This window comes from Geobacillus uzenensis (genome assembly GCF_002217665.1).
In the GTDB taxonomy this organism is placed as follows: Bacteria; Bacillota; Bacilli; order Bacillales; family Anoxybacillaceae; genus Geobacillus; species Geobacillus subterraneus.
The window spans coordinates 145,118-158,905 of the sequence record NZ_NEWL01000010.1; the positions used below are offsets into that span (position 1 = coordinate 145,118).

The 13,788-nt window shown below is 50.3% G+C and carries 10 protein-coding genes and 3 pseudogenes; 11 read left to right on the forward strand and 2 right to left on the reverse strand.

Annotated features, from left to right (window positions below; translation table 11 throughout):
* The first annotated feature begins 4 nt into the window (after nucleotides 1–4).
* The 4 genes from B9L21_RS16175 (at nucleotide 5) to B9L21_RS16195 (ending at nucleotide 5,468) form a co-directional block, all read left to right on the forward strand.
* On the forward strand, nucleotides 5–1,456 hold the full coding sequence (locus B9L21_RS16175; RefSeq protein WP_063167139.1) for a glycoside hydrolase family 32 protein: 1,452 nt from the start codon (nucleotides 5–7) through the stop codon (nucleotides 1,454–1,456).
* A gap of 224 nt (nucleotides 1,457–1,680) precedes the next feature.
* Nucleotides 1,681–2,877: an MFS transporter gene (locus B9L21_RS16180; RefSeq protein WP_063167140.1), complete on the forward strand. Its 1,197-nt coding sequence runs from the start codon at nucleotides 1,681–1,683 to the stop codon at nucleotides 2,875–2,877.
* Between the two features lie 83 nt (nucleotides 2,878–2,960).
* Nucleotides 2,961–3,791 (forward strand): glycosyltransferase family 2 protein, encoded by an 831-nt coding sequence (locus tag B9L21_RS16185; protein ID WP_089135023.1) that lies wholly within the window; start codon nucleotides 2,961–2,963, stop codon nucleotides 3,789–3,791.
* Nucleotides 3,792–4,085: 294 nt separating this feature from the next.
* Entirely contained in the window at nucleotides 4,086–5,468 is a 1,383-nt protein-coding gene (locus B9L21_RS16195) for a glycine--tRNA ligase (RefSeq protein ID WP_063167142.1), read from the forward strand.
* Nucleotides 5,469–6,224: 756 nt separating this feature from the next.
* On the opposite strand, the pseudogene B9L21_RS17985 reads toward B9L21_RS16195, so the two are convergent.
* Nucleotides 6,225–6,386, reverse strand: a pseudogene (locus B9L21_RS17985) (DUF4351 domain-containing protein); the annotation flags it as partial.
* Nucleotides 6,387–6,492: 106 nt separating this feature from the next.
* Between B9L21_RS17985 and B9L21_RS16205 the strand changes: the two are divergent.
* From B9L21_RS16205 to B9L21_RS16215, 3 genes and pseudogenes are all read left to right on the forward strand, one after another.
* Entirely contained in the window at nucleotides 6,493–6,789 is a 297-nt protein-coding gene (locus B9L21_RS16205) for a hypothetical protein (RefSeq protein WP_033009761.1), read from the forward strand.
* 3 nt (nucleotides 6,790–6,792) lie between these two features.
* Nucleotides 6,793–7,290 (forward strand): PIN domain-containing protein, encoded by a 498-nt coding sequence (locus B9L21_RS16210; protein ID WP_033009759.1) that lies wholly within the window; start codon nucleotides 6,793–6,795, stop codon nucleotides 7,288–7,290.
* 158 nt (nucleotides 7,291–7,448) lie between these two features.
* Nucleotides 7,449–7,665: pseudogene (locus B9L21_RS16215) on the forward strand (UPF0236 family transposase-like protein); the annotation flags it as partial.
* A gap of 145 nt (nucleotides 7,666–7,810) precedes the next feature.
* On the opposite strand, the gene B9L21_RS16220 reads toward B9L21_RS16215, so the two are convergent.
* Nucleotides 7,811–9,130, reverse strand: a complete 1,320-nt coding sequence (locus tag B9L21_RS16220; RefSeq protein WP_063167441.1) for an IS4 family transposase — start codon at nucleotides 9,128–9,130, stop codon at nucleotides 7,811–7,813.
* Nucleotides 9,131–9,737: 607 nt separating this feature from the next.
* Between B9L21_RS16220 and B9L21_RS16225 the strand changes: the two are divergent.
* The 4 genes and pseudogenes from B9L21_RS16225 to B9L21_RS16240 all read left to right on the forward strand — a co-directional run bounded on the left by B9L21_RS16225 (nucleotide 9,738) and on the right by B9L21_RS16240 (nucleotide 13,739).
* Nucleotides 9,738–10,100 (forward strand): annotated as a pseudogene (locus B9L21_RS16225) (transposase).
* Between the two features lie 549 nt (nucleotides 10,101–10,649).
* On the forward strand, nucleotides 10,650–10,796 hold the full coding sequence (locus tag B9L21_RS17760; protein ID WP_168157863.1) for a hypothetical protein: 147 nt from the start codon (nucleotides 10,650–10,652) through the stop codon (nucleotides 10,794–10,796).
* A gap of 181 nt (nucleotides 10,797–10,977) precedes the next feature.
* Entirely contained in the window at nucleotides 10,978–11,613 is a 636-nt protein-coding gene (locus B9L21_RS16235; protein ID WP_063167144.1) for an FMN-dependent NADH-azoreductase, read from the forward strand.
* Between the two features lie 245 nt (nucleotides 11,614–11,858).
* Nucleotides 11,859–13,739: a SpoIIE family protein phosphatase gene (locus B9L21_RS16240; protein ID WP_413229280.1), complete on the forward strand. Its 1,881-nt coding sequence runs from the start codon at nucleotides 11,859–11,861 to the stop codon at nucleotides 13,737–13,739.
* The last annotated feature ends 49 nt before the right edge of the window (nucleotides 13,740–13,788 follow it).

The following is a 13,788-nucleotide window of genomic DNA, read 5'->3' on the forward strand; positions in this document are numbered from 1 at the left end:
CGCGATGAAATCCGAACGTGAACAGCAGCTCATGGAACAGGCCTATGCCGAAATCGACAAGTATCAAGATCTCGTCAATCGCGACCGGTATCGGCTTCGCTACCATCTCATGCCTCCGGTCGGGCTGCTGAACGACCCGAACGGGCTGATCGACTGGAACGGAACGTATCATGTCTTTTATCAGTGGATGCCGTTTCGCACTGGCCATGGGGCAAAGTTCTGGGGACATTACACGTCCCCAGACTTGGTTCATTGGCAATCAGCACCGATCGCCCTAGCGCCAAGCGAATGGTATGATAAAAACGGATGCTACTCCGGAAGTGCCGTTGATCATGAAGGAAAGCTTGTGTTGTTTTACACCGGCAATGTGAAAGATGAACAAGGAAACCGCCAGACATACCAATGCATGGCTGTATCCGAGGATGGGCTCCATTTTACAAAAAAAGGGATCGTCATCACCCTCCCGGACGGCTACACTGCCCATTTCCGCGATCCGAAAGTATGGCGAAAAGATGACCAATGGTATATGATTGTCGGGGCGCAAAGCGAAAGCGGCGATGGAAAAGCAGTGCTGTTTCGTTCCACTGATCTTTTCCAATGGGAGCACCTTGGCCCGATTGCTGGCGGAAATTCGAACTGGCTCGGACCGTTCGGTTATATGTGGGAATGCCCAGATGTATTTCCGTTGGACGGCCAGGACGTGCTCATCGTCTGCCCGCAAGGATTAAAACCGGATGGGATGCGCTATCAAAATGTCTACCAGTCAGGCTATTTTGTCGGCCACCTCGATTACGAACGAACGGAATTTCTCCATGGGCCGTTTGAGGAGCTTGACCGCGGTTTTGAATTTTACGCCCCGCAAACGATGCTCGACCGGCATGGACGGCGCATTCTCATTGGCTGGATGGGTGTGCCCGACCAAGACGAAGACCGACAGCCGACCGTGCGCCATCGCTGGGTGCATGCCCTTACCTTGCCGCGTGAACTCCGCCTCGTCGACGGCAAGCTGAGACAGACGCCGGTCAAGGAACTGAAACAGTTGCGCAAACAAAAAGTCGCTTATCGAAACGTCGCTATTGTGAATGAACTGCGGTCATGGCCAGGGATCGAGGGAGACGCCATCGAGCTTCGCCTTGACAATATCGAACTGTTCGGGAGCATGCTGGAAATCCATCTGCGCCATGCCGCCCGTCTCGTTTACAATGGCGATGAAGGCGTGTTGACACTTGAACGGAAAAGCTTCGTGAACGGGCTGACGGAAAAGCGGCAATGCCGTCTGCCGCGCCTTCGTTCGCTTCACCTTTTCCTTGATACGTCATCGCTCGAACTGTTCGTCAATGACGGCGAAGAAACATTCACCGCCCGGTTTTTCCCGCATCCGGATGACCGAACGATTCTGTTCGGAACCCACGGACATCTTCATATGGATATCGAGAAATGGGATTTGTTAAGATGAACTTGCAGTAAACAGGCTGCCAAACAAGCGCTGGTCGTTTGGCGGCTTTTTTATCATTTCGGGTCAAGAAGCGCCATTCCCAGCGAGGGCGTAGGGGAGAGATCGTTTCCGTGTGGCGGTTCGTTTTGTGAGAGAATGAGCAATATATGATTGAATTTGCCCCTTTCCCCTTCTATAATGAATATAGATCGTGTCTTGACACTAATAATGACAGGGGGATACACATGAATCAACCGATGATTTCCCAGCGCAAGCTGTTAGGCATCGCCGGCCTTGGCTGGCTGTTTGACGCGATGGATGTCGGCATGTTGTCGTTTTTGATGGCCGCCTTGCAAAAAGACTGGAACTTGACAGCCGAACAAGTCGGCTGGATCGGCAGCGTCAACTCGATCGGCATGGCCGTTGGGGCGCTCGTGTTTGGGTTGCTCGCCGACCGGATCGGCCGGAAAAACGTTTTTATTGTCACATTGTTATTATTCTCGATCGGCAGCGGGCTGTCGGCGCTGACGACGACGTTGGCGGCGTTTTTGGCGCTTCGCTTTTTGATCGGCATGGGGCTTGGCGGCGAGCTGCCGGTTGCGTCAACGCTCGTCTCAGAAGCGGTGCCAGCTAAGGATCGCGGCCGGGCTGTCGTGCTGCTTGAAAGCTTTTGGGCCGGCGGCTGGCTGCTGGCGGCGCTCATTTCCTATTTTGTCATTCCGGCTTACGGCTGGCGGACGGCGTTATGGCTGTCGGCTTTGCCGGCGCTGTACGCCATTTACTTACGCCTCCGGCTGCCCGACTCGCCACGGTTTATGGCAACGAAAAAAGAGGGAACGGTATGGGACAATATCGCCAACGTATGGTCGGCGCCGTACCGGAAGGAAACGACGATGCTTTGGATCCTTTGGTTTTGTGTCGTTTTCTCGTATTACGGCATGTTTTTATGGCTGCCAAGCGTCATGGTTATGAAAGGGTTCAGCTTAATTAAAAGCTTTGAATACGTGCTTGTGATGACGCTCGCCCAGCTGCCCGGCTATTTCAGCGCCGCATGGCTGATCGAGCGGGCCGGGCGGAAGTTCGTCTTGATCACATATCTGCTTGGCACAGCGGCAAGCGCCTACTTTTTCGGCACGGCCGAGTCGCTTGCGGGGTTGATGGCGGCGGGCATTTTCTTGTCATTTTTCAACCTCGGTGCTTGGGGAGCGCTGTATGCGTACACGCCGGAGCAATACCCGACGTCGATTCGTGCGACCGGAGCGGGCATGGCGGCGGCGTTTGGCCGTATCGGTGGCATCTTCGGCCCGCTGTTCGTTGGCTCGCTTGTCGCCAAAGGGGTGTCCGTGACAGCGATTTTCACCCTGTTCTGCCTGTCTGTCCTTGTCGCCGTCCTCTCGGTCACTGTTCTTGGTAAAGAGACGAAGCAACAGGAACTCGCCTAAGTTGACAAACGGAAACAGGGGCTATACCTTAAGGGTAAGCCCCTTTTGGTTTGGGAAAAATGGGAGAGGCGGTGGATCGTCCGTTGTGTCCGTCTGTATCCGTTGTCATTCCGACATACAATCGACCATATCCGCTTGCCGAGCTGCTTGAAGCGTTAAGCCGGCAGACGTATCGTTCACTTGAAGTGATCGTTGTGAACGACGGCGGCGAGCCGATCGATGATGTCGTCGTCTTGTATCCGGAGCTGGACATCCACGTCATTGACCGCCGCGACAACGAAGGACATGTCGCGGCCCGCAACGCAGGCGTCCAAGCGGCGCGCGGCGAACTCATCATGCTTTGCGACGACGATGATCTAGTGTTGCCGTGCCATCTCGAGCGGATGGTCGCGGCGCTCGAGCATGCGGACTTCGCCTATGCCGATGCAGAAATTGTCCAATATCGGGTCGAAAACGATCAGCGCATCCCGTTCGCTCGTTTCTTATTTGCCTATGAGTACGATTTGGAAGCCATGCGGACGTTCTCAACATATGTTCCGTCCGGGAGCGTGTATCGCAAGTCGCTCCATGACGAAATCGGCAGCTTTGACCCGTCTATCCACAACTATTGGGATTGGGACTTCTTTTTGCGTGCCGCCTCTGCTTGCCGCGTCGCCCGTGTCGCGGCGGCGACCGTGTTGTACGCGTTCAGCGCGGACGGCGACAACATGTCGCGACAGCTCGACGACAGGCGGCGCCGATATTTGCGACGGCTTTGCGAGAAACATGGGCTCGGCGATTTGCCGATGAAAAACTTTTGGCTTTTGCTTGATGAGCCGCAAGTCGCGCGCCGCCGCGCCGAAAGTGAAGTCATCTGGGACGGAAAGCCCATCGTGTCGCGATTTTGGGCGCAAAAAAAGGGAGGCAACTATTGACAGAGGATTTGCAGGTTTGCTATGATAGTGAACAAAATCGTATAGCGAATCGCGATGACGGATCAATAGTAGTTAACCCTCTCTTCCAAAGCGAGCCGGGGGCGGTGGAAGCCCGGCGAAGACGGTTAATGAAACGGCAGTCCGGAGCGGAAATGGAAAAAGGGGATGCGCTGTTTGCGCATCAACTAGGGTGGAACCGCGGGAGCTACGCTCTCGTCCCTAGGCGTCATGCCTAGGGGCGAGGGCGTTTTTGATTTGTTGGCACCACACACATATTTGGAGGAGGATGACGACATGGCTGCAACCATGGAAGAAATCGTAGCCCACGCAAAACATCGCGGCTTCGTGTTTCCAGGGTCGGAAATTTACGGCGGGCTGGCGAATACGTGGGATTACGGCCCGCTCGGCGTCGAGCTGAAAAACAACATTAAACGGGCGTGGTGGAAAAAGTTCGTCCAAGAATCGCTGTACAACGTCGGTTTGGACGCCGCCATTTTAATGAACCCGAGAACGTGGGAAGCGTCTGGCCACTTAGGCAACTTCAACGATCCGATGGTCGACTGCAAACAGTGCAAAGCGCGCCATCGCGCCGACAAATTGATTGAGCAGGCACTTGAGGAAAAAGGGATCGAGATGATTGTTGACGGCTTGCCGCTAGCGAAAATGGATGAGCTGATCCGCGAGCATGGCATCGCCTGTCCCGAATGCGGCAGCCGCGACTTTACGAACGTGCGCCAATTCAACTTAATGTTCAAAACGTACCAAGGCGTCACCGAGTCGAGCGCCAACGAAATTTATTTGCGCCCGGAGACGGCGCAAGGCATTTTCGTCAACTTTAAAAACGTCCAGCGCACGATGCGCAAAAAATTGCCGTTTGGCATCGCGCAAATCGGCAAAAGCTTCCGCAACGAGATCACGCCAGGGAATTTTACGTTCCGCACGCGCGAGTTCGAACAAATGGAGCTCGAATTTTTCTGCAAACCGGGCGAAGAGCTGAAATGGTTCGACTACTGGAAGCAATTTTGCAAAGAATGGCTGTTGTCGCTCGGCATGAACGAAGAACATATCCGCCTGCGTGACCATACGAAAGAAGAGTTGTCCCACTACAGTAACGCCACGACCGATATCGAGTATCAGTTCCCGTTCGGCTGGGGCGAGCTGTGGGGCATCGCGTCGCGCACTGACTACGACTTAAGGCGGCATATGGAATACTCCGGAGAGGATTTCCATTATCTCGACCAAGAAACGAACGAACGCTACGTGCCGTACTGCATTGAGCCGTCGCTTGGCGCCGACCGCGTCACGCTGGCGTTTATGATCGATGCCTATGACGAGGAAGAACTGGAAGACGGAACGACCCGGACGGTGATGCATTTGCATCCGGCGCTCGCGCCGTACAAGGCGGCCGTCTTGCCGCTGTCGAAAAAGCTTGGCGACGGCGCGCGCCGCATTTATGAGGAACTCGCGAAACATTTCATGGTTGACTACGACGAAACCGGCTCGATCGGCAAGAGGTATCGCCGCCAAGACGAAATCGGCACGCCGTTTTGCATTACGTACGATTTTGAGTCCGAACAAGACGGCCAAGTCACCGTCCGCGACCGCGATACGATGGAACAAGTGCGGCTGCCGATTGGAGAGCTCAAAGCCTTTTTGGAGGAAAAAATCGCTTTTTGATGACGGGAACGGAGGCTGTCTCAAAAGATCGTGAAACCGAGCTTTCGCAGACAGCCTCTTTTTTTGATCCTTCACCCCTCTGAGTTTGACGGTTTGAGGTCATCTAAAAGAGCCAAAATGCTTTGCTCGCAAAGATTTCACATGCGGATCCTAGAGAGGCGATGATCTCGTACAAAATCCTGCTATTCCATCTGTGTCTCAGTTAGAAAAGCCTGGTGAAATCGGCCTTCTTTTTTGGCGAAATGCCGTTGATTTGCTCATGGCAGTCATTTTTCATCGGCCTTCTAGGAGGCCGGTGATTGACTCGCACAACCGCTTCTGGGAATCAGTTCTCAAGTAGAGAAAACTTGTTGCATCAGCCTCTATGTTCACGCGTTCCATCATCGATCAAGGCAAACAACGGTTTTTCACCAACCTTCTAGAGTAAAAACCCAAAATTGTGCATAAGAGTACGTAACGGTACATGCAGTAAATAGCGATGAAACACATAGGTTAAGTCCAAATTATTGTGTAAATTCCCCTTTGATAGACAACATGGATCTGATAACTTGACGTACGGTAGGTAAGACCGGCAAGTCTCCCTGCCGATCGCCTTCCCGGACAAATGATCATGTTGTCAAGGAACAGGCGTGTCAGGGAGTTTTCGCGGCATATCCTCGCTTTGCTCCGGTGAAGCAGGAGTCTTCTCGCCCTAATACGCTAAAAGTCCCACCAATTTCAAAACGAAATAGAAACATTTGAAGGTATGATACATGTTTCAAACTCAGTATACGCCATTTTGCTTAACAACGCAGCCGCGATGGGGTTGTCATGGCAAATGTAATCACGCCAGTTTTGTTTACGCAACTCAACTGCAAGAAATTGAAATTGGAGCACATCGAAAAACGGAAACGGGAGTGTAAATGATGAAGGTTCATTTACAACTTGTGGTGAAGAGCCTGCTCATCTACAGTAAAATTAATAACCTGACTTCTTGAAACATGATATAATTATGTATAAAACCTCAACCAAGGTGGGGATGCAAATGAGCACTAACAAAAAAAGGAGCCGTGGCGCATATCATATAACAACTGGAACGGCAAAACGCCCAATTTTAAAGAGAATAGTGCGTCAAAACCGTCATCATTACCGAATTGGACCATCTGTTCTAACAGAAGAGCAAATGAAGGAGGTCATTCAAGTGCGATCTAAAAAAAAGAAGCTAACCAAGGAAGAAAAGAAAGCGTTACACAAACGTCTGGCTGGCAGTACGAAGTTATTTAGCAAAGAAGGCGTGTTGGAATCATTAAGAATTGCAAATAGAGAAGAGTGGGAGGATTAAGCATTGTCAACCAAAGTACTAATCGATACAAATATATACGCAGCACATGAAATGGGTTACCCTGATGCAGTAGAGTTCATTGAACAGCTGATTGAAGATGAGGTAGAGATTATTATGACTACCTTCATTGAGATGGAGATCATGTCTCATTTCGAAATCGAAACAGATCCTGATATAAGAGAAAATAGAAAAGGATATATTCAAATGGCTGATCAAATCTATGAAGTCACTAGAGAAGATATGGAGCTAGCAGCTGACATAAGAAGAAAAGCGAGAGCGGACAGTACACGCAAAAAGAGTATTAAAGCACCAGATGCTCTTGTTGCAGCTGCAGCTCTTCTACATAATGCCATATTAGTTAGTAATAACGATAAAGACTTTCATTGGATTCGAGATAACTATACTTATAAAGATCGAAAGTTAGATTATGTGAATCCGATAATAGATAAGAAAGCTTACGGCGAGTTTGTCAAAACCTATATCGAAAGCAGAGGGTTTTAGAAATTTTATTTGAACATATTATCCCTTATGGCAACCCGATTAACGACATTCGTGACCCCATCACCAAAATATTTCCAAAATACGTCTTCCGCAACAAGATATTTTCCAATCCGATTACCGCAAAATAAAATTAATCCATTCAACGGAACTAAGACTGCGATCGACAAGTGGGCGCCTATATTTTCTTGCTCAATGCTGAACAGGGCTTTAATGGAGTCTAACCGATCGGTCCTTGCCTAGGGGGAAACGGCAGTCAAGTTGGTTGTGGGGTGCTCTTCCTACCGCAAAGCCGCCCGTTCGTTGGAGTCGATCGTGAGAGATGCGGTCCTCAGCCATGAGGTGATTCGTCAGCTGGTGTTGGAGGCCCCTGTCTCATACCCGTCAAGTTTAGCGGTATAAAATTTTTAAGACGATACTCGTGTTCATCCCCGCAGTGAATGATGGGGATCACATCCATTATTGGGCATACCAAATACCCCTCCAGAAGAGGGGTATTTGGTATTTATATCCATATCTAATTCTACCATATCTCTAATTTCGTTAAGATATCTGATGCCGTTTCTTCCCCTTTCCTTCGACCTTTCTTGGCATGTTTTCGTAACAGGGAAAGGAGAGAGAAAAGGTTGATTTCCGCCATATGCGAACGCAAAAGCAACTGGTGCCAATACGATTGGAGAAGATCGAGCGCTTTCCGTTCACTGATTTCAATGTCTTCCTTTTGATGCCAATACATCCGAGCTTGAAACAGAAACGTCTGGGTGACCAAAATGGCAATCAACGTCCCGTATAAATGGCATTCGAAACGTTCTTTTTTCATCTCCTTGACTTTCTCCAAATCAAATACGGATTTCCAGGCTTTAAACAACAATTCAATTTGCCAGCGCAGGGAATAGAGCTCATAAACCTGTTGACCATCAAACGACTCTTGTGGTAAATTCGTCAGTAAGATGTGGTATTTCTTTTGTTCGAGGGTTTGGCGTGCCAGCGCCTTCCCTTTTCTTTTTTCCTTTTTCCGCACATACGCCATCCGTTTTTGCCATTCTTCCGCCGTCAGACGGCGGAAAACCAACCGTGGAACATACAAGCGTTCATGTCCGATGTACACATGTTCCATTTCCACTGATTCCCCTTCCTCTAATTGATTCCCAAGGGATTCCCAATCCCATTCCTTCCACTGGCCATTCTCCTTGATATACACTTTCATATCGGAACGGAGCCGAGTAATATAATACGCTCCGCGGGCGTCGATCTCGGCCAGTGCGGCAACGGAGAAAAAGCCCAAATCCCGAATACATAGGTCATTCGGTAAAATCGTATGCTGGGCATGATAGGCAAAACGAGCGTCCGAGTCATTGGCCGATTGAACGCATAGCTGAAGGCAGGCGCCGGATAACAAGTCATATTCAAACTGAATTTTCACCCCCGACGAAACGGAACCTCGATAGTCTTCCCCATAGTCAGCGGGAACCAAAAAGCTGGTTGAGTCCAAAATCCGCAGGCGGGTAAAACAAGTTCGATAGGTCTCCATGGCTGACAAAAGCAATGGACGTTGATGCAGGAGGAGAAGGAAAAACACTTCTCGCAAAAATGCCACGGCCCGATCGGTAAAACGCTGATTCAAGCCTTCGCTTGAAAGGGAACAGCCATGCCAGAGCGTCAAGGCCGCACACAACCGCTGAAGCGACTGTTTGGCCAGTGAGCCATCTCCCCATGCACAGAGAGTCAGAAAGGCTTCCGCCGTTAACGAACGCTGCCGCCGGATAAAGCCTGTTTTCCGTGCGAGACGGGTTAATTCTTCGGGAGAAAAGAGTTGACAAATGGTTTGAATCCATGCTTTCATTTGTTTTTCCGTGAAAATCCCCACCACTTGGTGAGTGCGGTATACGCTCCTGATCCGTGAGGGTATACTGAAAATGGCCAAAAAAGGCAATAGGAAAGCAGAGGTGCCCGATTTTAGGCATCTCGTATAATACAGGGTCTAAGCCACCATTAAGCATAACGTCCTGTTGAACTGTTTGCGCCTACTCTTCATTATGGGAAGAAAAGGGAGATTTTCATGCCCGGGTGGAGAGCAAAAATTGCTCATGGAACTTTTCCATGAAAAAAATCCTTTCTAACGTGGAGTGTTCGTTAGAAAGGATACCATGTTTTTGACGATGCACAAAGACCAAAATTCTTAACTTGATGGGTATGGGCCCCTGTCTCGCTCCTCCCCTCTGTTTCCCAACGATATGGTCGGGTGCTGTTGGTGGAAGCGGATGGACTCTGTTTCCCGCTAAGAGAAAGGGAAGCGGCTTCGGGCGTTTATCTTAATTAGGCGAGAAGACTCCCACTTCGACGAAGCGAAGCGGAGTAAGTGGGAGATGAATCGCCTTAACTATATTTTGCTGAAAATAGGATAGATTCAGTAAAATATAGTATAATATAGTTAGATGGGAGGTGAAAAAATGTATTTTTGTATCAAACAACAGCTAAATGGTTTGACCAAAGAAGAATACTTGACTCTTCGAGAACTGTGCCATATTGCCAAGAACATGTACAACGTCGGATTGTACAATGTCAGACAATACTATTCAGGCGTTGCTTGCTATGAATCGCAATAATAAAGTGAATGATTATATCAACAAGACTTGCCGTTACATTATTAACTACTGTATTGAAAATCAAATTGGCAAACTTGTCATTGGCTATGCGGAAACATTACAACCAATGGCGCATTAAACATCTTAAAGAAAAGTAAAGCTGTAGACCTGAGTGTCTTATGCTCTAGCGGCGAAGTGGACACGCCTCAAAGAATAAGGATTGCTTGAAGCAGTCAAACTTCTTTGGAAGCCCCCACTTCAAATTTTCGCTAGAAAATTAAGTGGGGGTAGTTCACGGACCATGATCACCCAAATCGATGGAATAGGGCGGAGAAAGGGAAGTTGGAGGAGGAAGAACCCCAGAGGGCAGCCTCGGCCCCGAAGAAGGCCAAGTGAGTCGAACAGGCCAAACGGGAGGCAGGACGGCGGTGGCGGATGTGAGGCGACAAAACATCCTGTGTCTTCAACCGTCATCGGGGACGCCCATCGATCAAGCGTTGCCGGCTCTTCGCGATGGTGGTTGGATGTAAAAAATGAGACTAAATGGAGTCACCTCATGATGAGGGATGAGAGTACAAAAGCGCTTACGGATATAAACTCCTGAAAATGGCCCAATCACCCGTGATTTCAAAATTCCATAGGGAGCCAAAAAACGTTCTCCACCAAGTCTTGGCCGACTCGAATTTCAAAAAACGATCGAATTCCCGCCGCATAAATGGTAAAATAGAAGCACAGACTAGTTCCTGTATCCTGCACGAATCAAGGAGGTTAGCCATCATGGAAGGAAAACCGATCTACTACGATGGCAGCGGTCATCTGCCTAGCGAAAATGAAAGCGGTGTCAAAAGCGAGCCGTTTACGCTCACGGATGAGATACGAAAACAAATCAGCGGCAATCCGTTTGCTGTGGAACAAAGCGAATAACCGATCCGCACGTCAATTGCCTCAAGGGCAATTTTTTTTTGGGCAAATGATTTGCCAAATTCGCATCTTCTTTCTATAATTATCTCTTGTTCGAGATATTTGGAGTAGAGATAAATGCATGTCGTTTTTACAAACGGCAAACACTAAAATGCTGAGATCATCAAGAAAGGGAGTATGCATCATGACGAAAGTATTGTACATCACCGCCCATCCCCACGACGATACACAATCGTACAGCATGGCGGTCGGGAAGGCGTTTATCGACACGTACAAGCAAGTGCATCCGGATCATGAAGTGATTCATCTCGACTTGTATAAAGAATACATTCCGGAAATCGATGTCGACGTATTCAGTGGATGGGGCAAGCTCCGTTCTGGCCAATCGTTTGAACAGCTCTCGGCCGAGGAAAAAGCGAAAGTCGGACGGATGAACGAGCTGTGCGATCAGTTCATCTCCGCGGACAAATACGTGTTCGTCACGCCGATGTGGAACTTTTCTTTCCCGCCCGTATTGAAAGCGTACATTGACGCGGTGGCGGTGGCCGGAAAAACGTTCAAGTATACCGAACAAGGGCCGGTTGGGCTGCTCACCGATAAAAAAGCACTCCACATTCAGGCGCGCGGCGGTTTTTATTCGGAAGGCCCAGCGGCAGCGATGGAAATGGGACACCGCTATTTAAGCGTCATTATGCAGTTTTTCGGCGTGCCATCATTTGAAGGCTTATTCGTCGAGGGGCATGCGGCCGTGCCGGAAAAAGCGGAAGAAATTAAGGCAAACGCCATTGCCCGGGCGAAAGACTTGGCCCATACATTTTGATCCATGCGGGCAAGATTTGTTTTTCTATTCCGCTGCGGCAGGAAATATTGCTTGGGAAATGGCTCTCGGCTCATCGAGGGAGGTTCTCCGTTCGGAGGGCCTCTTTTTTTGTTGTATCAGCCGCATGAAACAGAAACGTACTGCGACGTTCGTATACGCCAGTTAGACAACGTATGGTATAATAAACCATATAAACGAAGAGTGGAGGTTCACCGTTTGTGAACGAACATAGACAAAACGAGTTAATGCGTCTGCACAGCGCGGCGGCAGCGTTGGCGGCCATGCTGTTTGGCTTGCTTTTGTTCGTTGCAGGGCGGCTCCCTTTTTCGCCTAGTTTCTATCATTCTATTCATCTTGCTTTAGGGCTTGCCGCCGTTGTCGTCTGTTGGCTTGTCGCCGTGCAAGGGTGGGTCGTGTTTCCTCACACGCTGTCGATGGAACGGCTTGTGATGGGGGCGCTGTTTTTCTCCTCAGGGACGCTGTTTTCGTTTCATTTTCTCCTTTCATTCTCAGACGTCGGTGAGGCGTCGCTGTTTTCGCTTGCCGCTCGCTTTACGATCGCTTGGGGGCTGCTCTTTTTATTTTCGCGTCCGGACGAGGTGATGGAGCGTCGCAGCGGCCAGCGTTGGCAGGCGTTTTTAGCCGCCTTTGCTTATACAGTGGCGGTTGGGCTATTCATTCATGTTACGGCGCCGCTTTGGCTGGAAGATCGGACGAGCCGCTGGCCGCTTTGGTGGCAGGCGGGAGAAGGGGCGGTCGGTTTGCTTGATGCGGCCGCGGCTGCGCTTGTATGGCGTCGCTATCGGCAGGGCGGCTCTCCTGCACTCTTGTACTGGCTGATGGCGTTGCTGCTGTTTGCCTTTGGCCAAGTGCTGCTTCTGCTCGGCAACGGGCATGTGCTATGGGGGCAGCTGTACGAAGTGGCCGGATTTTTGTATGTCGTGCGCGCGATGTATGTGGAAACGATCGAAAAGCCATATGTGGAGCTGAAGCAACACGAACAGCAGCTGGAAATGATGGCGAACGCCCTTGGCGAGGGGTTGATGATGTTAGACCGGGATGGACAAATCGTTTGGATGAACCCGGAAGCCGGTCGGCTGATCGGTGTCGTCCCTGAGGAAGCGAAAGGAAAGCCGTTATTTTCCTTTGTATCGCTCGCCGGGCCGAACGGTGACGCGTGGGATTGGAAGCAGCTGCGCCGTGTTGTCAAACGGCTGAAAAGCGGCGAAGTGATTCGCGTCGAAGAAGAGCCGTTTTGTCGTCGCGACGGCGTTTGTTTGCCGGTGAGCTATACGCTGGCGCCAGTGATGGAAAACGGCGCACTGACGGGGCTAGTCGCCGTGCTGCGCGACGTGACAGAGAAAAAAGAGAAGGAGCGGCTTGAACGCGAGCGTGAACAGCTCGATTTTGAACTGTCGCTCGCTGCGAATATGCAGCGATCGCTCTTGCAGACGTCTTCGAAAGCGAACTTGCCGTCCTATGTCGACATCGGCGTCCTCAGCGTTCCTGCTCGGGTATTAAGCGGCGATTTTTACCACTTTTCCGTCCACCAAACATCCGTCTCAGTCGGCATTGCCGATGTGTCGGGAAAAGGCATTCCAGCCGCGATGCTGATGACATTGATGAAATTTATTTTAGACCGGACCGTTCATTACGGGACGCAGCCGCATGTGTATCTTGACTTGTTGAACCGGTTCGCCTATGATTACACAGAACCGTCGATGTTTGTGACGATGTTTGTCGGCAATTACAACGAAAAAACACACACGTTTTCGTATGCGTGCGCCGGGCATGAGCCGGCGCTTCTATACCGGGCGAAAACGAAACAATGCGTCCCGCTGCACGCCAAAGGATGCGCGCTCGGCTTGTTTCCGCAATTTTCGTTTGAAACTAAATCGGTGGTGCTAGAACCCGGTGATTTTGTGCTGTTGTACACGGACGGCGTGACAGAAAAGCGCGGAGAAGAAGCGGCCGATGACTTTTCCGTCCTCGCCTCAATGGTCGCACGAGTCAACCTCGACCAGCCTGCCGCACAAACCGTCCGCGAGTTGTACGAGCAGGTGAAGGCGTATCACCAATACGAACAAAAAGACGATCAGACGTTGCTTTTATTGCGCCGCCGTTGACATCAGCGTTCAGATCGCCCGATGCGTAAGGCGGCGCTTTCTTCTGCCG

What these genes read in the sequence shown, in the direction of transcription:
- B9L21_RS16175 (WP_063167139.1), top strand. Translation starts at nt 5, where the DNA reads ATGAAATCCGAACGTGAACAGCAGCTCATGGAACAGGCCTATGCCGAA.
- B9L21_RS16240 (WP_413229280.1), top strand. Translation starts at nt 11,859, where the DNA reads ATGCGTCTGCACAGCGCGGCGGCAGCGTTGGCGGCCATGCTGTTTGGC.
- B9L21_RS17760 (WP_168157863.1), top strand. Translation starts at nt 10,650, where the DNA reads ATGGAAGGAAAACCGATCTACTACGATGGCAGCGGTCATCTGCCTAGC.
- B9L21_RS16220 (WP_063167441.1), bottom strand. Translation starts at nt 9,130, where the DNA reads ATGAAAGCATGGATTCAAACCATTTGTCAACTCTTTTCTCCCGAAGAA.
- B9L21_RS16235 (WP_063167144.1), top strand. Translation starts at nt 10,978, where the DNA reads ATGACGAAAGTATTGTACATCACCGCCCATCCCCACGACGATACACAA.
- B9L21_RS16205 (WP_033009761.1), top strand. Translation starts at nt 6,493, where the DNA reads ATGAGCACTAACAAAAAAAGGAGCCGTGGCGCATATCATATAACAACT.
- B9L21_RS16180 (WP_063167140.1), top strand. Translation starts at nt 1,681, where the DNA reads ATGAATCAACCGATGATTTCCCAGCGCAAGCTGTTAGGCATCGCCGGC.
- B9L21_RS16195 (WP_063167142.1), top strand. Translation starts at nt 4,086, where the DNA reads ATGGCTGCAACCATGGAAGAAATCGTAGCCCACGCAAAACATCGCGGC.